The sequence below is a fragment of the Streptomyces sp. NPDC002889 genome, from assembly GCF_042888425.1.
Lineage (GTDB): Bacteria > Actinomycetota > Actinomycetes > Streptomycetales > Streptomycetaceae > Streptomyces.
On sequence record NZ_JBIAPT010000027.1, the window covers coordinates 78,637 to 101,180 of the forward strand.

Annotated in this window: 19 protein-coding genes; 5 read left to right on the forward strand and 14 right to left on the reverse strand. The window is 70.3% G+C overall.

Features of this window, described 5'->3' with window-relative positions; all coding sequences use genetic code 11:
- Window positions 1–108: 108 nt before the first annotated feature.
- On the reverse strand, window positions 109–1,017 hold the full coding sequence (secD, locus tag ACFYWI_RS31735) for a preprotein translocase subunit SecD (RefSeq protein WP_389239178.1): 909 nt from the start codon (window positions 1,015–1,017) through the stop codon (window positions 109–111).
- Window positions 1,018–1,295: 278 nt separating this feature from the next.
- Window positions 1,296–3,185: an ABC transporter ATP-binding protein gene (locus tag ACFYWI_RS31740; protein WP_389239180.1), complete on the reverse strand. Its 1,890-nt coding sequence runs from the start codon at window positions 3,183–3,185 to the stop codon at window positions 1,296–1,298.
- Between the two features lie 316 nt (window positions 3,186–3,501).
- Between ACFYWI_RS31740 and ACFYWI_RS31745 the strand changes: the two genes are divergently transcribed.
- The 3 genes from ACFYWI_RS31745 (at window position 3,502) to ACFYWI_RS31755 (ending at window position 6,896) form a co-directional block, all read left to right on the forward strand.
- The gene (locus ACFYWI_RS31745; protein ID WP_389239182.1) at window positions 3,502–3,891 is read left to right on the forward strand and encodes a VOC family protein; all 390 of its coding nucleotides are present in this window, start codon (window positions 3,502–3,504) and stop codon (window positions 3,889–3,891) included.
- Complete coding sequence (locus tag ACFYWI_RS31750; protein WP_389239184.1) at window positions 3,888–4,577, forward strand: TetR/AcrR family transcriptional regulator C-terminal ligand-binding domain-containing protein; 690 nt, start codon at window positions 3,888–3,890, stop codon at window positions 4,575–4,577. Before ACFYWI_RS31745 ends, ACFYWI_RS31750 begins: the two co-directional genes overlap by 4 nt.
- 210 nt (window positions 4,578–4,787) lie before the next feature.
- Entirely contained in the window at window positions 4,788–6,896 is a 2,109-nt protein-coding gene (locus tag ACFYWI_RS31755; RefSeq protein WP_389239186.1) for a SpoIIE family protein phosphatase, read from the forward strand.
- A 146-nt stretch (window positions 6,897–7,042) separates the two neighbouring features.
- On the opposite strand, the gene ACFYWI_RS31760 is transcribed toward ACFYWI_RS31755, so the two are convergent.
- The 12 genes from ACFYWI_RS31760 to ACFYWI_RS31815 form a co-directional block, all read right to left on the reverse strand.
- Window positions 7,043–7,930, reverse strand: a complete 888-nt coding sequence (locus ACFYWI_RS31760) for an alpha/beta fold hydrolase (protein ID WP_389239188.1) — start codon at window positions 7,928–7,930, stop codon at window positions 7,043–7,045.
- A 275-nt stretch (window positions 7,931–8,205) separates the two neighbouring features.
- Window positions 8,206–9,438 (reverse strand): PP2C family protein-serine/threonine phosphatase, encoded by a 1,233-nt coding sequence (locus ACFYWI_RS31765; protein ID WP_389239190.1) that lies wholly within the window; start codon window positions 9,436–9,438, stop codon window positions 8,206–8,208.
- Between the two features lie 126 nt (window positions 9,439–9,564).
- The gene (locus ACFYWI_RS31770) at window positions 9,565–10,404 is read right to left on the reverse strand and encodes a class I SAM-dependent methyltransferase (protein ID WP_389239192.1); all 840 of its coding nucleotides are present in this window, start codon (window positions 10,402–10,404) and stop codon (window positions 9,565–9,567) included.
- Between the two features lie 47 nt (window positions 10,405–10,451).
- Window positions 10,452–11,024: a YceI family protein gene (locus ACFYWI_RS31775; protein WP_389239194.1), complete on the reverse strand. Its 573-nt coding sequence runs from the start codon at window positions 11,022–11,024 to the stop codon at window positions 10,452–10,454.
- Window positions 11,025–11,358: 334 nt separating this feature from the next.
- Window positions 11,359–11,970 carry a TetR/AcrR family transcriptional regulator gene (locus ACFYWI_RS31780; RefSeq protein ID WP_389239196.1) on the reverse strand — a complete coding sequence of 204 codons (612 nt, stop codon included), beginning with the start codon at window positions 11,968–11,970 and terminating at the stop codon, window positions 11,359–11,361.
- A 174-nt stretch (window positions 11,971–12,144) separates the two neighbouring features.
- Window positions 12,145–13,005, reverse strand: coding sequence for a 3-hydroxybutyryl-CoA dehydrogenase (locus ACFYWI_RS31785; protein WP_389239198.1), 861 nt, complete (start codon window positions 13,003–13,005; stop codon window positions 12,145–12,147).
- A gap of 117 nt (window positions 13,006–13,122) precedes the next feature.
- Entirely contained in the window at window positions 13,123–14,295 is a 1,173-nt protein-coding gene (locus ACFYWI_RS31790) for an acyl-CoA dehydrogenase family protein (RefSeq protein ID WP_389239200.1), read from the reverse strand.
- Window positions 14,296–14,331: 36 nt separating this feature from the next.
- Entirely contained in the window at window positions 14,332–15,504 is a 1,173-nt protein-coding gene (locus ACFYWI_RS31795; protein WP_389239202.1) for an acyl-CoA dehydrogenase family protein, read from the reverse strand.
- A 38-nt stretch (window positions 15,505–15,542) separates the two neighbouring features.
- Window positions 15,543–17,603 carry an acetate--CoA ligase family protein gene (locus tag ACFYWI_RS31800; RefSeq protein ID WP_389239204.1) on the reverse strand — a complete coding sequence of 687 codons (2,061 nt, stop codon included), beginning with the start codon at window positions 17,601–17,603 and terminating at the stop codon, window positions 15,543–15,545.
- Window position 17,604: 1 nt separating this feature from the next.
- A complete protein-coding gene (locus tag ACFYWI_RS31805; protein WP_389239206.1) occupies window positions 17,605–17,796 on the reverse strand; it encodes a ferredoxin in 192 nt (63 codons plus the stop codon).
- Window positions 17,793–19,178: an NADH-ubiquinone oxidoreductase-F iron-sulfur binding region domain-containing protein gene (locus ACFYWI_RS31810; protein WP_389239208.1), complete on the reverse strand. Its 1,386-nt coding sequence runs from the start codon at window positions 19,176–19,178 to the stop codon at window positions 17,793–17,795. Before ACFYWI_RS31810 ends, ACFYWI_RS31805 begins: the two co-directional genes overlap by 4 nt.
- Entirely contained in the window at window positions 19,154–19,585 is a 432-nt protein-coding gene (locus ACFYWI_RS31815; RefSeq protein ID WP_389239210.1) for a hypothetical protein, read from the reverse strand. The genes ACFYWI_RS31810 and ACFYWI_RS31815 overlap by 25 nt, the downstream gene beginning before the upstream one ends.
- 388 nt (window positions 19,586–19,973) lie before the next feature.
- Here ACFYWI_RS31815 and ACFYWI_RS31820 point away from each other — a divergent pair, with 388 nt between their 5' ends.
- Together ACFYWI_RS31820 and ACFYWI_RS31825 are read left to right on the forward strand one after the other, a co-directional pair.
- Window positions 19,974–21,209 carry an aromatic ring-hydroxylating dioxygenase subunit alpha gene (locus tag ACFYWI_RS31820; protein ID WP_389239212.1) on the forward strand — a complete coding sequence of 412 codons (1,236 nt, stop codon included), beginning with the start codon at window positions 19,974–19,976 and terminating at the stop codon, window positions 21,207–21,209.
- A 220-nt stretch (window positions 21,210–21,429) separates the two neighbouring features.
- Window positions 21,430–22,539, forward strand: a complete 1,110-nt coding sequence (locus ACFYWI_RS31825) for a spermidine/putrescine ABC transporter substrate-binding protein (protein ID WP_389239215.1) — start codon at window positions 21,430–21,432, stop codon at window positions 22,537–22,539.
- The last annotated feature ends 5 nt before the right edge of the window (window positions 22,540–22,544 follow it).

The window sequence follows — 22,544 nt, forward strand, 5'->3', positions numbered from 1 at the left end:
GAAGCGCTCCTTTTGCGGCTCGCGTGGTCGATCCCTCCGCAGATGGTGCGCGACGGATTTCGGGGATTGTTGGTGCGACGACCCCCGAGATCCCGATGAGGGTCCGGGTCAGCCTGCCGTGGACGGGAAGCGGGTGACGCTGGAGACCTTCAGGCGGACCGGGAGCGCGCCGTACTCGACGAGAGAGGCGAGTTCCCGCGCCGATTCCTTGGTGAACGCCCCCGAGATCTGCGCCTGCCCGCCGGTGATCGACTGAGAAACGGCCGGGGCCGAAAGGACCTTCTCGTCGAGAACGATGGCGAACTGGTTCATGGGCGACTGCTGGGTCGCCAGCTCGCCCGTGACGTCGGCGAACTTCACCGCCCCCTTCGAGGTGAAGGTCAGCGACACGATCCAGGATCCGCTGTTCGAGTCGAGCTGTGCCTTGGCTCCCGCCACGTCGGAACCCACCAGGGAAGCCGGCTCCAGGACGTAGTCCAAGGCCTCCGCACCCTCGGTGCCGCCGCACACGGTCACGGATTCGGAGTCACGGAGGGCGGCCTCGCGCCGCAGGTCCTCGCACTTCCCGGCCGTGGCGGCGGACACTGTGACAACGGGCCTGAACGCGAGTGCGCCGGTCTGCCCCAGGGCCGTCAGCCTCTTCTCGCTGTCGCCTGCTGCCCGGGTGGTGATGTCACCGCCGGTGACGTCGACCCGCACGTCCTTGAGGCCCAGGGAGACTGCCCGCTGCTTCATCCGGTCCGCGGCCTGGCGCAACTTCCCGGCGGTCCGCGGTGTTTCGGGGCTGAACGTGACGGAGGTCCAGCCCGGCACCTGAGACCCGTCGGCGACAGGCGTCGTGGTCCGCGGTGACGCACCGTCCGGACCGTCGGCCCCTTTCGAAGGACCGGCTGCCTGCCCGGCCCCGCCCCCGGACTCGGAAAGCTCGGAACGCTCGGAACGCTCGGAACAGGCTCCCAGCGTCCCGGTGAGTACGACGAGGGCGAGGAGCGCAGTGAGGCCTCGTGGACGCCTCACCGGCGGAGACGACGGGCGGGCGGACGTGGACCGGTCCATGCAGTCACCTGTATTCGCGTACGGGGTCGTCGGCTTGATGGAACTTTGTCCCATGATGGCGGGGACGGCCCGCCGTGCGCAGCGGTTCCTGGGCATTACCGCGGCGGCCCGTGGGGGCCGTATCCAGCGCACGAGCACCGCCCTCGCGGTGCCCATATGTCCGCGACCGCGGCCGGGCAGCGGCAGAGGTCCCGCGAAGTGGAGCGTCTCCCGGAACGTGATCGCTGCCGGCGCGGTGGTCAGCGGACGGGCTGCGTCTCCTCCACCCCCGGTCGCTCGAACTGTGTGCGGTAGAGCTCCTCGTACCGGCCTCCGGCGGTCAGCAGTTCGGTGTGGGTTCCGCGTTCGACGATCCGGCCCTCCTCGACGACCAGGATCAGGTCGGCGGCCCGTACGGTCGAGAGCCTGTGGGCGATCACCACGGCGGTACGGCCTTGCAGTGCCTCGCCCAGGGCCTCCTGGACGGCTGCCTCGGAGGTCGAGTCGAGATGGGCGGTCGCCTCGTCGAGGATGACGACCCGCTGGCGGGCCAGCAGCAGCCGGGCGATGGTCAGCCGCTGCCGCTCGCCGCCGGAGAGCCGGTAACCGCGCTCGCCCACCACGGTGTCGAGGCCGTCGGGCAGCGAGGCCACCAGCCCGTCGAGGCGGGACCGGCGCAGGGCGTCCCAGATGGCGTCCTCGGTGGCGTCGGGGCGGGCGAGGAGCAGGTTGGCACGGACGGATTCATGGAAGAGGTGCCCGTCTTGGGTGACCATGCCGAGGGTCTCGCGGATCGAGTCGGCGGTCAGATCGCGTACGTCGATGCCGTTGAGCCGTACGGAACCAGCGTCGGCGTCGTACAGCCTCGGCAGGAGCTGCGCGATCGTGGACTTGCCCGCGCCGGAGGAGCCGACCAGGGCGACCATCCGTCCGGGTTCGGCGCGGAAGGAGACATCGTGCAGGACCTCGGTGCCGCCACGGGGGTCGAGGGTCGCGACTTCTTCGAGGGAGGCCAAGGAGACCTTGTCGGCGGAGGGGTAGCCGAAGGAGACCCCGTCGAACTCCACGGAGACCGGCCCGTCCGGCACCCGTCGGGCATTCGGCTTCTCGGCGATCAGCGGTTCCAGGTCGAGGATCTCGAAGACCCGCTCGAAGCTCACAACGGCGCTCATCACCTCTACCCGGGCGCCGGCCAGTGCGGTCAACGGGGCGTAGAGACGGGTGAGGAGCAGGGCGAGGGCGACGACGGCTCCCGGGTCGAGGCTGCCGCGCAGTGCGTAGTAGCTGCCGAGTCCGTAGACCAGGGCGAGCGCCAGGGCGGACACCAGGGTGAGAGCGGTGATGAAGGCGGACTGGGCCATGGCGGTGCGGATGCCGATATCGCGCACCCGGCGGGCGCGGTCGGCGAATTCGGCAGACTCGTCGGCGGGACGTCCGAAGAGTTTGACAAGGGTCGCACCAGGGGCGGAGAAGCGTTCGGTCATCTGGGTGCCCATGGCGGCGTTGTGGTCGGCGGCCTCGCGCTGCAGCTTCGCCATCCGGGAGCCCATCCGGCGGGCCGGGACGACGAACACCGGCAGCAGGACGAGGGCGAGCAGGGTGATCTGCCAGGAGATGCTGAGCATCACGGCGAGAGTCAGCAACAGGGTGACGAGGTTGGAGACCACGCCGGAGAGGGTGTTGCTGAAGGCCCGCTGGGCACCGATGACGTCGTTGTTGAGCCGGCTGACGAGTGCACCGGTCCGGGTGCGGGTGAAGAAGGCGACCGGCATCCGCTGGACGTGATCGAACACCGCCGTGCGGAGATCGAGGATCAGCCCCTCGCCGAGGGTGGCCGAAAGCCTGCGGGTGAGCAGACCGAGCCCTGCCTCGACTACGGCGATGACGGCGATGAGCAGCGCGAGACGGGTGGCCGTGCCGGTCTCCCGGCCCTGGACGATTGCATCCACGACGCGGCCGGCGAGCACCGGAGTGGCTACCGCGAGCAGGGCGGTGACCACACTGAGCAGGAGAAAGCGGTACAGCTGCCGGCGATGCGGCCGGGCGAAGGAGGCGATGCGGGACAAGGTGGCCCGCGAGAAGGGCCTCCGGTCCTGTTGGGCGTTCATCGCGCTGTGCAGCGATGTCCACGCGGTGACTTCCATGTCCATTGGTGCCTCCGGAATCTGGTGGGCCCGACGCGGTTCCCGTCGGCCTGCGTGGCCCGGGGCGCACACAGAACGCTAAAACCCCAACCAGGCTTGAGGTCAATCGATTCAAACGGCCACCCAATGGGCGACCTCATCGGCAAGCGCTTCGATGTCGGCCTCCGATGTGCCGGCCGGGACCCTCCTTGCTGCGCCGGGCCCGACCGGGTCCAAGCCCTGCCGGACGCGTTGCGGCCGGCCGGTTCCGCTCAACCGCCCGCCGGTATGGAGGTGTTACGATCCGGACCGGTTCGAATCCATATTCCTCGGAGGTTGTTCCATGCGGGTGAAGGGCTTCGATCATCTGGTGCTCAATGTGCAGGACGTCGAGCGGGCACTGGAGTTCTACTGCGGGCCGCTCGGTCTGGAGCCGGTACGGGTGGACGAGTGGCGGGCCGGTGACGTCTCCTTCCCCTCGGTCCGTGTCAGCCCGGACACGATCATCGATCTCCTCAGCCGTCCGCGCGGTGAGTCCAACGTGGACCACATCTGCCTGGTGGTCGAGCCGCTGGACTGGCAACAGGTAGTCGATTCGGGGGAGTTCACCGTGCTCGACGGACCGGCGGCCCGCTTCGGCGCGAGGGGCGAGGCGCAGTCGATCTATGTGCAGGATCCGGACGGCAACGTGGTCGAGCTGCGCTGGTATCCGCAGGACGTGGCGGACAGGTGAGCCCGGCCGCGGCCGGCCGACCGCGTGACCCGGCGATCGACGCAGCGGTGCTGTCCTCGGCGCTCGAGGTGTTGCGTGAGCACGGGTACGCCGGGCTCGCGCTGGAAACGGTGGCGGCGAGGGCAGGCACGACGAAGGCGTCGATCAGGCGGCGTTGGCCGGACCGCCGGAATCTGGTCATCGATGCGCTCGCCTCGGTCCTGACCACTCCCGCCGTACCGGACAACGGCTGCACGCGCTGCGATCTGATCCAGAGCGTGAGACTGCTGGCCGAGGCGTTGCACAACCGGCTGCCCGGCCGGGTCCTTGCACCTCTGGTCGCGGACAGTGCGCACGATGCCGCACTGCACCGGCGGCTGATCGACGTGCTGGTGCAGCCCAGCAGGCATGCGGCGACGGTCGCGGTGCACCGCGCGGTCCTGCGCGGCGATCTGCTTCCCGAGACAGATCCGGAACTGCTGGTCGACCTGCTCGCCTCTACGGTCTACCAGCGGGCGCTGTTGGCGGGGGTGCCGGTCGACCAGGAGTCCGCAAGCGGGTTGGTCGATCTGCTGCTGCGCGGGGTGGCGGTCGACTTCGACCGCCTGGTGCGCATCAGCCGGCGGCCCGCTGATGCCCGGCCGCACCAGCGGCGGGATGTCGGATGTGATGGCGCCGCTGCGGGGGCAGGACCCGCAGGAGTGTGAGCGGGGTGGAAGCGGTGCGGCGCGTGCCCGAGTGACTTCCGGCCGTCGGGCCATCACCCGAAGAGTCTCCATCGTCGGATCGGCGGCGTACGGGATCAGCAGCGCTGCTCGGGCGCCACTGCCGCCGGCGCCACCGTGAGCGTCAGCGGAAGCTGACAAGGTAGGGGCCCATACTGAAGAGGGGTTCTGCGAGGCCGTGCGGATTCGGTGATGAACGAGCAGATACCGATCGAGGACCTGATCAGCGGTGCCGCCCGGGAGGCCGGAGGATGGCTGGGATCGCTGCTGGTGGCACTTGTGGCCACCAGTGCCGACGGGACGATCGTGCGCTGGAACCATGCCGCGCAGGAGCTGCTCGGTTACGCTCCGCCGCAGGTTCTGGGACGGCACATCGCCGACCTCCTCCACCCGGGGGCCGACCGCAGTCTCGGACGGTCGTTGTGGGAGACCGCGGCCACCGGCCGGGGTGCGATGGGGACGGTGACCGCATGGCACCGTGACGGGCATCCGCTGGAGCTGGAGATCTGGGCATGCCCGGTGACCGGACGGCAGCCGGGCCCGTCCATGATGTTGGTCTTCGCGGCCGATGCGCACCTTGCGCGCCGCATCCGCGGGTCGTCGGCGGTGTGGGACGGCCTGTTCGCCCGGTCGCCGGTCGGTATCGCCGTTGTCGACACGCAGCTGCGCTTCCTTCAGGTCAATGCGGCACTCGAAGTCATGAACGGTCTCCCGGAGTCCGCTCACGTGGGGCGGCGGCTGACTCAGGTGCTCCCCGCGGTGAACGCGAGCGAGATGGAGGAGGCGATGCGCCAGGTCCTGGAGACGGGGGAGCCGCTCCTGGACCGCCGCTGTACGGGCCGTACTCCGGCCGACCCGCACCACGACCGGGTGTGGTCGTCCTCGTACGTCCGCGTCGAGGACCCTGCCGGCCGGCCGATCGGTGTGATCGCATCGATCCTCGACATCACCGAACAGCAACGGGCCCACGTGGAAGCCGAAGCGGGCCGCCGCAGGCTCGCGCTGCTCAACGAGGCCAGCATCCGCATCGGCGACAGCCTGGATCTGGAGCGCACCGCTCAGGAACTCGCCGAGCTCTCTGCCCCCCACCTCGCCGATGTCGTCTCCGTCGATCTCCTGGATGCTCTCGCCATCGGTGACGAGCCGGGCATGGGGCTGACAGGCGGCGCCGCCCTGCGGCGCCTGGGCAAGGCGCCGCTGACCGGCTCTCCGGTCGCCGACCTCCTCGCTCCGCTCGGCAGGACTCTCACCTTCCCCGCTACCGCCCCCTATACCCAGGTGCTCGCCGATCGGCAGACGTTCCTGATCGCCCGCCTCGACGAGCGGGCCATCGCTCCCGCGGCCCGCCATACCGCCACGCCCGCAGAGCTGCTGAAGGTCGGCGTCCACTCCTTCATGATGGCTCCGCTGGTCGCACGGGGCGTGGTGCTGGGCGTGGCCACCTTCTACCGCACCCGTCCCATTGGCCCCTTCCTGCCCGATGACGCCGCACTGGCGAGCGAGCTGTGCGCACTGGCGGCGGTCAACGTCGACAACGCACGTCTCTACCACCGTGAGCACGAGACGGCGGTGATCCTCCAGCGCAGCATGCTGCCGCAGCACATCACCCCGCCGCCCGGCATCGAGGTGGCCCACCGCTACCTGCCGGCGAGCGACGTCAACGAGGTCGGCGGCGACTGGTACGACGTCCTCCCCCTGCCCGACCGCAAGGCCGCGCTGATGATCGGGGACGTGATGGGCCACGGCATCGGCGCAGCTGCGGTGATGGGACGCCTGTCCGCCACCGTACGAGCCCTGGCCCGCCTCGACCTTTCCCCCATCGACGTGATGCACCAGCTGGAAGCCGTCCTCGCCGACCTCGCCGACCCGATGCTCGCCACCTGCCTGTACACCGTCTGCGATCCGGCCACAGGCCGCTGCAGCATCACCCGGGCCGGGCACCCGCCGCCGGTACTCGTGGAACCCGACGGCACCGTGCGCCTCCTTGACGTACCGCCCGGCGTCCCGCTGGGTGTCGGCGGCACGGGCTTCACGACCACCGAGATCACCGTGCAGCCCGGCAGCCTCCTTGCTCTCTACACCGACGGCCTGATCGAAGCCCGTAGATCCGACATCGACGAGCGGCTGGACGAACTGACCCGTCTCCTCAAACAGCCCGCACGGGACCTGAGCCACCTGTGCGACTCGCTGATCACCCATCTCGCGCCGGCATCCGCCGACGACGACATCGCCCTGCTCATCGCCCGCATCGGCGGGAACATGCAGGGCGGCGCGATCAGCTCACAGCCCGCCGGTGGCTGACGCACTCCGGTCCCGGGTGACGATCGCGGTGGGCCGCCGCACGTCGCACGGCCCGACCCGCAGGCCTTCCAGCGACCGAGATGGCCCCTGTCCCGATCCCGCCGGCGCCGGGACCACCTTCGCCGTTGCTCAGCACTCCGTGCGGATCAGACCCTCGCGGTGTGGGCGAGGACGGCTTCGGCAAGGGGTTCGAGGACCTGGCGGGGCAGCGCGTGTCCCATCCCCGGGATGTCCACGAGTGCCGCGCCCCCTCCCGTCACCTGCGCCAGATGGTGTGGGTGGGGCGGCGGGAAGACGGGCTCGGCGTCGGCCACGACGACGAGCGCCGGGACCCCGGTGGCCGCGAGGGCCTGCGTCCGGTCCATGCCGGTGTGGTCCGCCCGTCCGTGGGCGCCGGAGGAGTCGCACCGTCCCGTGTGCTCGATGACGCGTCGTTCCAGCGCTCGGAAGTACTCGGGGTCGAACGGGATGGAGTCGCCGTGCAGCAGTCGCCAGTGCCGGACCCTGCGGTCGAGCTCGGCCTCGATGCCGTGGTCCTCGACCGGCCGGGCCCACTCCTCGAGGATCCGCTCGTCGATGCCCGGCAGATCCTCCACGGCGGTCCGGGTGCCGTCAGCGTGGACGAGTGGTGTCGTGCTGAGCGCGTTGGTGCCGATCAGGGTGGCGCTGAGCACCCGGTTGGGGTGGTCGCAGAGGACCAGTTGGGTGAGCATGCCGCCCAGGGACATGCCGACCAGGTGCGCGCGCTCGATACCGAGGCCGTCCAGCACCGCGATCACGTCGTCGGCGAGATCCGTGATGCGGTAGGGCTCCTTGTCGTAGGCCCAGGTGGAGCGGCCTGTGTCGCGGTGGTCGTAACGGATGACCTGGTGGCGGCCGGCGAGCGCGTCGCAGAGCTCCTCGGGCCAGCCGAGGCCGGACGCCTGGGCGCCCATGATCAGAAGCAGCACGGGGGCGTCCGGGTCACCCCGGCGTTCTGTCCACAGGCGCACGCCGGGGGCGGCTTCCACGTACTGGACGTGTGGCTGAGGCATGGGGTTCCTTCCGCCGGGATCATAGACGATACGTATCGTCTCGCTTCTGGAAGGCCCCGTCAACTTGTTTCCCGGGGGCCCGGCGCCCGGGAGGCACCAGCCGCCCGCAGGCAACGGGCCCGACCGAGCCCGTTGCCGATGCTGCGGATGGCAGCGCGTTGGCGCGACCGGTGGCGGAGGTGCCAAGAACGCGGCATGTACTGCTGGGTGTTCCGTCCATCAGGCGGCTGCCGAGGGCATGGCGAGGACGCTCGGGCCAAGGAGACGGCAGGGGCTCAGAGGCGGATGACGACCAAGGCAGTGTCGTCGGGGTTGCCGCCGGAAGGGATCAACTCCGCCAGCAGGGTGTCCGCGAGGGCATCGGCATCGGCTGTCGGGTGCCGGGCAAGGCAGCCCGTGAGGCGTGCGAGCCCTGCGTCGATGTCTTCATCGCGGCGTTCGATCAGCCCGTCGGTGTAGAGGACGAGGGTGGAACCGTCGCTGAAGTCGGTGGCGGACTGAGGGCGGGGCACGTGCTCGGGCCGGGCCCCGAGCGGGGGATCGGTGGCCTGGTCGAGAAACTCGACCGTGCCGTCGGGATGGAGCAGCGCGGGCGGCGGGTGGCCGGCGCTGCTGTAGGCAATGGTGTGGCCGTCCCAGTCGACGACGGCCTGGACCGCCGTGGTGGACTCGGCGCCCTCGACGGAGCGGGCGTACTGGCCGAGTACGTCGAGCGCCGCAGCCGGCCCGTCCGCGACGCGTACGGAGGCGCTCAGCGCGCTGCGCAGCTGTCCCATGACGCCGGCTGCGTGCAGGCCGTGGCCGACGACGTCGCCGACAGCGACGGCGATGCGGTCGCCGGGCAGCTCGGCCAGGTCGTACCAGTCGCCGCACACGTTCAGAGCGCCGACCGCGGGCCGGTAGCGCACCGCCACCCCGTGGTGGCCGACCTGCCGCGGTGCGGGCAGCATCGCTTCCTGCAGGGCGAGGGCGACCTGGCGTTCGCGGGCGTGTGCCTGGCGCAGCCGTTCATTGATCTCCTGCAGTTCCCGGGCGCGGGTGTACAGCTCTGCCTCCATGAGCTGCTGGCGGTCCCCACCCGCTCGGGGGGTCCGGGCCCGGATGAGCTCGGTGACCTCCTCCACCCGGTGCACGATCAGCAAGACCTGCCCGTCCGGACCGAGGACCGGGGCGTTGACGGGGCTCCAGTAGCGCTGCTCGAAGACTCCGGGCTTGTCGGGTGTCTCGACGTCGTAGCGTTGCAGCGCCATGCTGTCGCGCATGCCGGTCTTCACCACGCGCCCCAGCGACGCTTTCAGGTTGCGCATGCCGGAGGCATTGCCGTCGCCGGGATTGTCCGGGAAGACGTCGAACACATAGCGCCCGATCAGCTGTTCCCGGGAACGGCCCGAAACACGCAGGTATGCCTCGTTGACGTCCGCGTACACCAGTTCCGGAGTGATCAGTGCCACCGCGCCGGGCAAGGCGTGGAAAACGTCCTTGTAGTCGGTGCCGGATTCCCACTCCATTGCTGCCGCCCAGTGTTGCGTCGCTGCGATCACATGATGCTTCCACGATAGGCAGCGGCGGGAGCCTTGGCCGGGCCGGACGGCCCCCGGCATTCGTGGCCCGACTCCGGTGATCCGCGAGGTTCCTCAGCTGCGCCTACGGGCGGTGACCAGGAGATACTCCCAGTCCATGACGGTGCTTCCCGCTGCCTTGGCGTTGCGCTGGGCGAGGTCGGCAAGGTCGCGGTCCAGTGCCGCGACCCGGTCGGGGTCGTCGGCTATGTTCCGGTAGACGGCGATGGTCGGGCCGTAGCAGGCCTTGAAGTACTCCCGGAAGTCCTCGGGCTTTTCGAAGCGGTCCACCCGCACGGTCCGCCGACGGGCCTCGATGCCGGTGACCCGGTCGCCCAGGAGCGCGCGGACATGCTCCTCCTGCCCCCACAGCGGCGGGGGCTGCGCGCCGGGTGGGGGCGCGGGGGCGTACTGCTTCATCGTGGCGAACATCTGGCCGATGAAGCCCTCAGGGGTCCAATGGAGCAGGCCGATGGTTCCACCCGGGCGGCACACACGGACCAGCTCATCGGCGCCGGCCTGGTGATGCGGGGCGAACATGACCCCGAGACAGGACATCACGGTGTCGAACTCCGCCTCGGCGAACGGCAGCGCCTCGGCGTCGGCCTCACGCCACTCCAGCCGCACACCTTGCTCGTCGGCCAGTTGTCGCCCGGCGGCCAGCAGCTCGGGCGTGAGGTCGCAGGCCACGACGTCGGCACCGGCCATCGCCGCCGGAATTGCGGCGTTGCCCGACCCGGCCGCGACGTCCAGCACTCGCTTGCCGCTCGTGACCCCGCATGCCTGGACCAGGAGCGGACCGAGTTCCGGAACGAGTTGTGCGGCCACGGCAGGGTAGTCGCCCATCGCCCACATCTGGCGGTGCTTGCTCTTGAGGGCACGGTCGGCCTCGACCGCCCGGACGTCGTCGGTCATGACAGGTCTCCTCCACGGTCTTTCCCGGCGGCCGCTCAAGGCCGTGCTCAGTCGGCCGGTTCACCGGCCTCGAGGACAGCCTCGACGTCGACCATGACATCGACCATGGCGCTCACGACCACTCCGCCCCGGTCGACCACGTCGTTCCAACTCACCGCGAAGTCATGGCGATTGATGCGCGTCGTGGCGGCGAAACCGGCGCGTCGCCTGGTCCCGAGGTTCCGACCGTCCTCCCACCAGGGGGTGTCCCACTGTCCCAGATAGGTGACGTCGAAGGTGACGGGACGTGTCGTTCCACGCACAGTGAGATTCCCGGTGACCTCGAACTCGGTTGCACTCACCTGATGAACGCGCGATCCGGTGAACTCCCAGGTCGGGTGGTGCTCGACGTCGAAGAAATCCGCACTGCGCAGATGGGCGTCGCGCTCCGGCTGACCGGTGTACACCTGTGTCGCGTCGATCGTTGCCTCGATGCGGGCTTTCTGCGGCTCGTCGGGATCGACCTCCAGCAAGCCCTGTATGTTCTTGAACTGCCCGCGCACGTAGGCGACCATCATGTGCCTGGCGCGGAACTCTGCGCCGGTGTGGCTGGGCTCGAAGAACCATTTGGTCGTGGCCATGGAAACTCCCCTGGCGCCATCGTCCCTTCAGCCAGGATAGGGCCGGAGAGGGTCACGGGCCTGCGGTGGGCGACGACGCGCTGCGTGGCCCGCGGGCCGACAGTGCCGGCACGTTCACCCACGGTGTTCGCCGGGCGTACGCGGACCGCCTCCCCGGACCCCGCAGGGGACCACGACCGGGCTGTGCACGCGCTTCGGTGCGGACCTCCCTGCTTCGCCGTCGTGAAGGGCGCCGACAACGGCCGCCCCCGCGTCGTGTGATCGGTCATCGAGGTCGCTGGGAGCGCACGAGGGAGGCCATCTCCTGTCCTGAGCCGGTCCCGGGCACCTCGGATCAGAGCGCGGGGAACTGTGCAGGCACCCCGAGTGTCGCCGCGACTGCACCCCAGATGGCGGCCTGAGCAGTATCAAGGTTCACCTTGGGGTCGCTGAGCATCAGGCGGATTCCGAATCCGTCGCACAGGGAGAGCAGCAGCGTGCTCGTCGTGTCGACGTCGCACCGCGCGAACTCTCCGGAGTCGATGCCGCGCCGCAGCGCGTGGCCGACCCAGTCGTGCAGCTGCTCGTACAGGTCGATCGCGAGATCTCGCGCCGTGTCGTCGCGCAGAGCACGCACCCACAGCTCCTGCCAGAGCCGCCAGTCCTGCTGGAGTTCCGGGTCGGTGGGGAGCATGCTGTGCAGGATCCGCGCCAGAATGACCGACGCGGGCACCGAGTCCGCGTCCCGTTCCAGCTCGGTGGCGGTCTGCGCGAAGGAGTGCGTCATCGCCTCGGTGAAGAGCTTCTCGCGGTTCTCGAAGTGGTAGTGCAGCAGCGCAGTCGACACGCCGGCGTGCTCCGCCACCATCCGCATACGGATTTTCTCGAAGCCGACCTCGGCGATCACCTCGCATGCCGCGGCGAGGATCCGCTCACGTGTTTCGCGAGTGCGTTCGGCCTTGGCCACGTCAGTGCTCCCGGATATCGGTGTCGGTGTATGTAGGTGCCGGTGTACGCAGGTGTCGTCAGGTGGCGGCCGACCGGCCGCCTGCCCGTCGCGCCGCAGCCCATCTTCCCGTATACCGCCCGGTCCGGGCCCCGGTCCGCCGACCGGTCGCAATCCGGGCCGCAGTTCGGCAACTCATCGGTAGGTGTGAAATCCCCGGCCGGACTTGCGCCCGAGCAGACCCGCGTCGACCATCCGGGCCAGTAGCGGCGGAGGAGCGTACAGGGGCTCGCGGAACTCCTCGTACATCGACTCCGCGATGGCCTGCGTGGTGTCGAGGCCGATGAGATCGGTGAGAGCCAGAGGACCGAGCGGATGGGCGCAGCCCAGCACCATGCCCCGGTCGACGTCCTCGACCGACGCCGTGCCCGACTCGACCATCCGAACCGCGGCCAGCAGATACGGCACGAGCAGCGCGTTGACGATGAACCCGGACCGGTCCCGGGCGCGGACGACCTCCTTGCCCAGTACCGCGGAGGCGAACGCCTCCGCGCGCCGTGCGGTGTTCTCGCCGGTCAGCAGGGACGGCACCAGCTCGACCAGAGGCAGTACCGGGACCGGGTTGAAGAAGTGCAGCCCCACCACCTGTTCCGGACGGCCGGTGGCCGCGGCGAGTCGGATGACCGGAATGGACGAGGTGTTGGTGGCGAGGATCGCGTCCGCCCGCAGCACGGTGCTGTCGAGTCGCGCGAACACTTCCAGCTTCGCCTGCTCGTGCTCGGCGACGGCCTCCACCACCAGGTCCCGGTCGGCCATCCGGTCCATGTCCGAGGTCGTCACGATCCGCGCCAGCGCGGCATCCCGTTCCTGGGCCGTCAGCTTCCCGGCCGCCGTCGCACGGTCGAACGACGCGGTGATCCGTCTGCGGCCCGCCTCCGCTGCGCCGGCATCGGCCTCGACCACCACGACGTCCCGTCCCGCCCGCGCGCACACCTCGGCGATCCCGGACCCCATCAGGCCGCAGCCCACCACCCCGATCCGCTCGACATCGGTCATCGGTACTCCCGTTCTCGGTAGGCCTGTTCACGGATGGCTGTTCACGGCAGGCCGCCAGGGCCGCCCCTGGTCGGGCCCCACGCCCCGGCACTGCGCCGGGACGCGGGATTCCCGGACTCAGCCGGCCGAGGGGATCTGCAGAACTCCGGTGCCCCGCTTGATGAGCTCGTTGGCGATGATCAGGCGCTGGATCTCGGAGGTGCCTTCCCAGATGCGGTCGACGCGCAGTTCGCGGTAGAGGCGTTCCACGGGGTAGGAGCGGTCGTAGCCGCGTCCGCCGAAGATCTGTACGCACCGGTCGATGACGCGCCCCGCCGCCTCGCTCGCCGACAGCTTGGCGATGGCCGCCTTCGCGTGCAGGGTCTTGCGGTCGCAGAGCCCGGCGTCCACCTCCCAGGCGATCTGGTGGGTGTAGGCGCGGTTGACGGCGATGTCGACGGCGCAGTCGGCGAGCATGCCCTGGATGAGCTGGAAGTCGGCGATGGGGGAGCCGAACTGGCGGCGCTCGAGCGCCCAGTCGCGGGCCAGTTCCAGGGCTCGCTCGGCGGCGCCCGTGGTCCGTGCCGCGATCATCAGCCGCTCTTCGGTGAACCAGGACCGCGTGATGTCGTATCCGTTCCCCACACCGCCGAGCACCGCGTCGTCGGCGACACGGACATCCGTGAAAGTGAACTCGGGGTGCTCGTAGACGAAGGTGTGCATGAACCGCGGCACCCGTGTCATCTCGATCCCCGCAGTCTCCTTGTCGACGAGGAACAGGGTCGGCGCCCGTTCGGCGCCCGCCGCGGCCAGCACGATCATGAAGTCGGCATGGTCGCCGACCGTCACGAACCACTTCTCGCCGTTCAGCACCCAGCCGCCGCTGGTGCGCGTCGCCGTCGTCCTGATGTTCTGCGGGTCCGATCCGGCCTCGGGCTCGGTCACCGCGTAGCAGTCGCGCCGCTGCCCCCGGATGACGGGGACGAGGTAGCGCTCGCGCTGCTCGGGGGTGCAGAAGCGCAGGGCGTTCGCCGGGCGCCACACCATGTCCCACAGGGCGCCCGTGAGCCTGCCGAGCTCCTCCTGGACGACCGCCTGTTCCAGGATCGTGAGACCGGCACCGCCCCACTCGGCCGGCATGTTGACCGCCTGCAGCCCGCTGTCGAGCACGGCGTCGCGGATCTCGGCGTGGGCCTGCGGCGGCAGACCGTTGTTCTCCTCGCAGTCGAGTTCGTACTTCATGATGAAGTCGGTGAGCCCGCGCGCGGAGCTCTTGAGCTCTTCCTGACGGGCGGTGAGACGGAAGTCCATGTCAGTCCTCGGGGTTGTGGTCGTACCGACCGGGTGTCAGGAGGTGGGGAGCGCGAGTACCCGGGTGCCGCGCTTGATGAGCTCGTTGGCGATGATCAGGCGCTGGATCTCGGAGGTGCCTTCCCAGATGCGGTCGACGCGCAGTTCGCGGTAGAGGCGTTCCACGGGGTAGGAGCGGTCGTAGCCGCGTCCGCCGAAGATCTGTACGCACCGGTCGATGACGCGCCCCGCCGCCTCGCTCGCCGCGAGCTTCGCCGTCGAGGCCTTGGCGTGCAGGGCCTTGCGGTCGGTGCCCGGCTGGTCGGCCTCCCAGGCGATCTGGTGGGTGTAGGCGCGGTTGACGGCGATGTCGACGGCGCAGTCGGCGAGCATGCCCTGGATGAGCTGGAAGTCGGCGATGGGGGAGCCGAACTGGCGGCGCTCGAGCGCCCAGTCGCGGGCCAGTTCCAGGGCTCGCTCGGCGGCGCCCGTGGTCCGTGCCGCGATCATCAGCCGCTCGTCGGTGAACCACTCCTTCGTCAGCTCGTAGCCGTTGCCGACGCCGCCGAGCACGTCCTCGCCGGACACGAAGACATCCGTGAACGTGAACTCGGGATGTCCGTTGACCGCGGAGTGCATGAACCGCGGCACGCGCGTCATCTCCACACCCGGCGCCTGCTTGTCGACGAAGAAGAGGGTTGCCTCCCGCCGCGGCCCGGCATCCGCCTGCACCAGCAGGAAGTCGGCGATGTCGCCGCAGGTCACGAACCACTTCTCGCCGTTGAGCAGCCAGCCGCCGTCCGTACGGGTGGCCGTGCTGGTTCCCGAGGACGGGTCGGAGCCCGCGCCGGGTTCGGTCACCGCGAACGCGTCGAACCGCTCGCCGCGGATGACGGGCAGCAGGTACTTCTCCCGCTGCGCCTCGGTGCCGTACGCCAGGACGTTGGCGGGCCGCCAGGGGATGTCCCAGAGGCAGTTGGTGACCTTTCCGAACTCCTCCTCGACGATGACCTGGTCCAGCAGGGACAGTCCGGCTCCGCCCCACTCGGCGGGCATGTTGATGGCGTAGACGCCGGCGTCGATCGCGGCGCGGGTCAGTTCGCGGACCGTTTCGGCGGGCAGCGGGCCGCCCGCTTCCTCGGACCGGTCCTCGTACCGCATCAGCAGCTGCGAGTACGTGGCGGCACGGCGCTTGAGGTCTGCCTGCTCAGGGGTGTATCGGAAGTCCATGGTGTTCTCCGGGGCCTTTCGGAACGGGGAAGGGGAAGTCAGGCAAGTACGGCCCGCGAGTCCAGGGCCAGGACGCCGTCCGGCCTCACCAGCAGCGGGTTGATCTCGATCTCGGCGATCTCGGGATGGGCGACTGCGACCTCGGTGATGCGCTCGATGACGTCCGCCGCGGCGGCGACATCGACGGCCGGGCGGCCGCGGACGCCCGCGAGCAGCCCGGCCGTTCGCAGGCCCCGCAACAGCTGCCCGGCCCGCGCGGCGGGAACCGGCGCGAGAGAGAAGGCCACATCGTGCAGCGTCTCGGTGAAGACGCCGCCCAGACCCACCATGGCGACCGGGCCGAACCGGGGGTCACGGTTGACTCCCACGATCAGCTCGACCCCGTCCGTGAGGTCCGCCATCGCTTCCACCGAGTAGGCGGGAGCGCCGAGCCGGGCGTGCATGTCCCGGTATGCGGCGAGGAGCGCGTCCCGGCCGGCGAGCCGCAGAGCCACTCCGCCCGCATCCGACTTGTGCAGGACGTGCAGGGCTTTGAGGACGTACGGCCCGTCGAACTCCTCTGTCGCGGCGAGCAGTTCCGCCTCATCCGTGATCTCGCGGGCCTGGGGGAACGGCACTCCGGCGGCACTCAGCAGGCCCCGTACCCCGTGGTACCCGGCATCGCGCAGAGGTGCGGCGGCCGCCGGCAGCGGGGCCACCCCGGGCGGACCGTCCTGCCGCGGCGCGCTCATCGCCGCCAGCGCACGGGCGGCGTCCTCGGTGGCCCGGAAGACGGGTATGCCCGCGCCGACCAGGGTGCGGCAGCTCGGGGACTGCGGATACATCGACTGCACGACCAGTGGCTTGGGCGTCGCCCGCCAGTGGCCGACGATCTCCCGTGCGGCCAGCGATTCCCCTTCGGCGAGGGTGGCTCCACCACCGCCGAGTCCTCCACCGGAGGCCGCGTAGCCGCCGAAGTACCCCGTCATCAATACGGCATCGACCTCGTCGGCGGCGAGCAGCGCGGCGACCGTCGCGGCGTACGAGTGCGGGTCCTGCTCGCCCATCCCGGCGAGGTCGACCGGGTTGCCGACCGCGGACTGTTCCCACAGCAGGGCCCGCAGGTCTTCCTGTGCCGCGGTGCCCAGCTCGGGGACGTCCAGCCCTGCGGCCTCGGCCGCGTCGGCGGCGATCACTCCGTGCCCGCCGCCGTCCGTGAAGACGGCGGTACGTCGCCCGGCGGCGCGTGACTTCGCCTTCAGTGCCGCCAGCACGACGGTCATCTCGCGCGGGGTGGCGACGAGTTCCACGCCGGCGTCCCGGCAGGCGGCGGCCACGACATCGCCGGAGGTGGTGAGGGCCCCGGTGTGCGACTGGGCGCTGCGGGCCGATGCGGTGCCGCGGCCCGCGGTGAGGAGGACCACCGGCTTGCCCGCCGCAGCAGCGGCCCGGGCGAACGCGCGGCCGTCGCCGAAGTCCTCCGCATACACGGCGATGGCCGAGGTGGCCTCGTGCCGTGCACAGTCCTCGACCAGATCGACGAGGGTGACATCGGCCTGGTTGCCGAGGGAGACGAACCGGGAGAAGCCGAGGCCGTGCGGCGCCATCCGCAGCTGGAGTTCGAGCGCCAGATTGCCGCTCTGGCTCAGCAGCGCGACGCCGCCGGGCGCGAAGGTGTCCGAGGCGAGATAGAGCTCGGTCGTGTTGTCCGCGATGCCGAGGCAGTTGGGGCCGACCAGGACCGCTCCGGCCTCCCGCACCCGTGCGGCGATCGCTCGCTGCCTGGCCAGGCCGGACGGGCCGGTCTCGGCGAAGCCGGCGGTGATGCCGACGATCGCGCGGGCGCCACAGGCCAGGGCGTCGTCGACGGCGGCCTCGAACCCGGCGCCGGGTACGGAGATCACCACCAGTTCGACGGGCTCACCCAACTCGGTGAGGCTCGTGGCCGCCGGGCGGCCGAGGACCGTGCCGCCACGACGGTTCACCAGGTGCACGGGCCGCCGTCCGGGGGCGCGCAGCGCCTGGGCGGCGACGGCGTGACCGTACTTGGCGGGGTCGTCGCTGGCTCCGACGACTGCTACGGACTTGGGGTCGAACAGCGGTGTGAGGTCGCGGCCCATGTCATTTCTCCAGCCGGAGTGCGGAGTTGGGGCAGCTCTCTGCGCAGCTGCGGGCCGCTGCTTCCTCACCGGACGGGACGTCTGCGGCGAGCACTGCCGCATAGCCCCATTCGTCGAGTCCGATCAGATCGGGGGCGTGCTCCTGGCAGAGCCCGTAGCCCTGGCAGAGTGTGGAGTCCAGGAAGAGTTTCACGATGTTCCTTTCAGCGAGGACGCGCGCAAGGAGCAGGCAGGGGAGGGGGCGGGCCGCGGCGCGTCCGCGACCTGCGGTACGGGCACCACGAGTCGGTGGCCGCCGGTCAGCGGGCGGGAGGCACAGGCCGGGCAGGCCGCATCGAGGTGGTTGCGGACGAGGCCGGCGAAGGCCGTCAGGAGACTGCCCGCCGTACCCGCGGCCGCGTCGAGCAGTCCGCATGCGCCGCGCCCGGGCAGCCGGGATGACCAGCGCCGCAGCCGTTCAGGGGTGTCGGCGGCCGCGGTGCCTGCGGCCAGCTGCTGGAGCGTGTCGCGAAGAGCGGCGGTGCCCGATACGCAGACGCCGCACTGGCGGGCGCTCTCGGCCGCGAGATGGTCCACGGCGTCGGCGGCGGCCGCAACCGGGCATGCGCCCGGTGTGAGGAACCGGATGGCTCCACAGCCCAATGCCGTGCCCGCGTCGGCGAGAGCGGCGGGGTCGAGCGGAAGATCCAGTGAGCCGGGTCCGATCAGTCCACCGAACAGTCCCCCCATGAGGGCCCCGGACGCATCGGCGGTGCCCTGGGCGGCGACAAGTGTGCGCAGCGAGGTGCCGTACGGGACCTCTGCGAGCAGCGCTCCGCCGCTGTCGCAGGACAGGGTGACCAGCGTGCTGCGGGCGATGTCGTGACGCAGGTCCGGATGGGCGGCGACAAGAGCGATCCGGGCGAGCGTCTCGACGTTGGAGACAAGGGTCGGCTGGTCGGAGACTCCGCGCTCGAAGGGACGGGGCGGCTTGGCGGCCGGCAGGGCGGGCCCGCCGTTGATCCGCCGGACGACAGCGCTCTCCTCGCCGGCCACGTAGGTGTGACCGGTTTCGATCACAGCGACCGGCACGGGCGGCGGACGCTCGGCCAGGGCGCTGCGGACGCGGGCGGCCGCATAGGGATCGGAGACGTACACATAGGCCTGTACGGCTCCGGTGATCGCGGCCGCGCGGGCGAGTCCGTCCAGTACGAGGTGCGGCCGTGCCCGCAGCAGCCAGCGGTCCTTGACCGATCCGGGCTCGCCCTCCTCACCGTTCGCCACGACAACGGGCATGCCTCCGCCGTCCCGTACGGCTCGCAGTTTCACGGCGGCCGGGAATCCCGCGCCGCCGCGGCCACGCAGCCCGGCATCGGCGATGTGGTCCAGCAACCCCGCAGGGTCGTCCGTCCCGCGGTACCCGTTCGCCTCGAGATAGGCCTGGGCGCTCTCCGCCACTTCCGGGGCCGGACCGAGCAGGAGGCCCGGCCGATCCGGCATCAGGGAGTCGATACGGGTCGCGGTCGTTCCGGGTCCGCCGGTGGCGGTCGTTCCCGGCCCGGCGGTCACGGTCATTCCCGGCCTCCTGCCGTCCATGCCCGCTCTCCTTCCGTCGTCGTGGTGCGCAGCGCCCTGATCGCGCCCTCCAGGGCTATGCGGTCGCCTGCGGTGCGGCTGTATCCGGAGCCCGGTAGGCCGATGAGCATCCGGTGGTGGTCGAGCACGACCTCACCCGCGGCAAGCGCGGCCCGTCGGTCTCCCGGCGAGGAGCCGTCGGCGACGGACGTGACCAGGTCGGTGACCTCGGCCAGGTAGCGCAGCCAGCTGCGCTCGCTGCCGTGCAGGATCAGCCGCTCCACGCGCCGCCGCTCGGCGGCAGCCGGCGCCGGCGGCGTCGCGGCCGCATGCGGCGCACGAGTGCGCAGGGCAGCGACGGTGAGGGGAAGTTCCCGCTCCGGTTCGGGAGTGAGCCCGAGCCAGACGAGACTCCGACGACCGCTCATGCGTGCCTCCGGTGAATGCAGTGGGGAGCCGTCCCGGCGTGACCGGACGGTGGGGAGCGAGATGCGGTGGCGCGGTGTCCGCGGCCTGGTGCCGGGGACGAGGGCGCCGTACAGCGGGGGATTCGGCGGTACGGAACCGGGCGGCGGGGGCCGCCCGGGAAGCTGCCGGCGCCCGGTTCGGGCCCTTGGGCCGAAGTCGCCGGGGGCTGATGGGAACTACGCTAACTAATCAATTAGTCAGTCCACAAGTCTTGACACTGCGGAAACCCGACAGCAATCTGACTGACCAATTAGTCAGCGCGGTTTTCGGTGCCTCACCAGTCCCGCCAACCGCCCCTGGGCCGCCTCAACACCGATCGCCGCGTCCGCGGCATGGAGGAGTCAGCCGATGCAGCCCGAAGCCGAAGCCCCGTCAGCGCCCGCAGCGCCGCTGAAGCAGGACCACCCCGACCGGCAGGACCGCGAAGGCGCCGGCCGGCACAGCCCCGGCCGGAACGGCTCGAGCCACGAAAGCCCGGGTCAGGCCCTTTCGGCCCGCTACTACACCGACCCGGACACAGCAGCCGCGGAAACCCGGCACATCTTCGCCAGGTCCTGGCAGCTGGTGTGCCACGAGTCCGATCTCCCGGCACCCGGCGCCCGGCTGGCGGCCACGGTCGCCGACCGTGAAGTGCTGGTCGTACGGACCGAGGACGGCGGCCTCGCCGCCCATCTGAACGTCTGCCGCCACCGTGGAACCCGGCTGGTCACCGCACCCGAACCGGCCGGCAAGGCCATCCGCTGTCCGTACCACGGCTGGACCTACAAACTCGACGGACGACTGGTGGGCGCGCCCGAGGCGCGGCAGATTCCGTGCCTGGACAAGCCCAGGCTGGGGCTGTTCCCGGTCCGCGTGGAGTCGTTCCTCGGGTTCGTGTTCGCCAACCTCGACCAGGACGCCGCACCGCTGGGCGAGCAGTGCGCCTCACTCGCCGAAGCGGTCGGCCACTACGCCGGGGCCGATCTGGTGCCCGTCGGCCGCAGCCGTATCCATGACCTGGACGCCGCCGAGGTCCAGCACGCCAACTGGAAAGTAGCCGTCGACAACTATCTCGAGGGCTACCACGTACCCGTCGCCCACCCGGGCCTGATGCGGCTGCTCGACTACCAGGGCTACACCTGCGAGATCGAGGAGGCGTACGCCCTTTTCGCCTCACCGCTGCGCGACAAGCCCTCCTCGAACTGGGCCGAGCGCCTCTACCAGCGCACTGCCGCCCCCATGCCGGGTCTGCGCGAGGCCGACCGCCGCGTCTGGCGATACGCCGTGATCTACCCCAACACACTCATCGACTTCTACCCCGACCATGTGCTTGCCTGGACCGCAATCCCGACGGCGGTGGACCGCGTGGCCGTACCCGGAGCGTTCTACACCCGCCGTGGCACCGGACTGCGCACCCGGCTCGCCCGGCGGCTGAACATCCATATCGGCTGGATCACCAACGACGAGGACGCCGAACTGGTGGCCCGTGTCCAGAAAGGACTGACCACTCCGGGCTTCGAACCGGGGCCCCTGTCCCGGCGCGAGTCGGCGGTCGGCTGGTTCGCCGGCCGCGTCCGGGCAGACCTCGACGGCGCGGTGCCCTGAGCACTGCCCGCCGAGGCGAGTTGTCCGCGCCGCAGCCGGTGGTGTGCCCCGCACCGCCCGAGCGGCCGCCAAGTCCGTACGGAGCCAGGGCATCCGTGCACCCAGGACCGCGCCCAGTACCGAACTGTCCCCACGGAACCGCAGCTCCCCCATGACCGGCGGATCTTGAAGGGACCCCACGGAGAGGACCACGATGTCCCCCGAGGCACCCCTGCCACGCATGTCCCGACGTTCCCTCCTGCGTACCGGCGCCGCCGCGGCCCTCGGCCTGACAGCCGCGGGCTGTGGATTCACCACCGCCGATCCCGTCGCATCGAAGCCCCCGGACGAACCGATCAAGGTCAGGCCCGACGGTGACCTGGTCTACTTCAACTGGGCCGACTTCGTGGACCCCGCCGTCTTCGCCGGATTCGAGAAGGAGTACGGCGTCAAGGTCATCCAGTCGAACTTCGACTCGATGGAAGGCATGGTCGCCAAGCTCAATGCCGGAAACCGCTACGACATCATCTTCCCCACCGCGAAATGGGCCCAGCGCCTCGCTGCCGGAAACCGGCTGAGGAAGATCGACCACACCCGGCTGCGGCACGCGGAGTCGGTGTTCGGCCGCTACGACTACTTCGCCGACCCCTGGTACGACAAGGACTCCGCGCACACCGTCCCGTTCACCATGTACAAGACAGGAATCGGCTGGCGCAAGGACAAGATCGGCGACGATCTGACGGGCTCCTGGGATGACCTGTGGAACAACCGCGCCAGGGGCAAGGTCTTCGTCCTCGACGACCGCGACGAAGTGCTCGGCATGGCCGCGCTCAAGCGCGGCCTCGACATCGACACGGAGAACGAGAACGACCTCGCCAGGATCACCGACACCCTCCACTCGCTCCGCCCCCGCCTGCGCGGCTTCTCCAGCGACAGCTACAACAACCTGCTCAACGGCAATGCAGCCATGACCCAGGCCTGGAGCGGAGACATGGCCGCCATGCTCGGCCAGGCCAAGGACCCCTCCGTCTTCGGCTTCGAGACTGCCAAGGAGGGCGCCCCGGTCAACTCCGACTGCTACGCCATCCCTGTCAACGCCCCTCACCCGGGCACGGCGATGCTCTTCATCGACTACATGCTCCGCCCTGAGAACGTGAAGAAGAACATCGAGTACATCGGCTACCCCATGCCGGTCGGCGGCAGCGAGGACACCTACGCCGCGATCGTGGAGCCGTTCCCCGAATGCCTCGTCCAGGCCACGGACCTCAAGGACGACCTCTACTTCCGCAACGGCACCTCGAAGGGCGAGCAGGCCCGCGACACCGCCTGGACCCATGTGAAGGCCGGCTGACATGT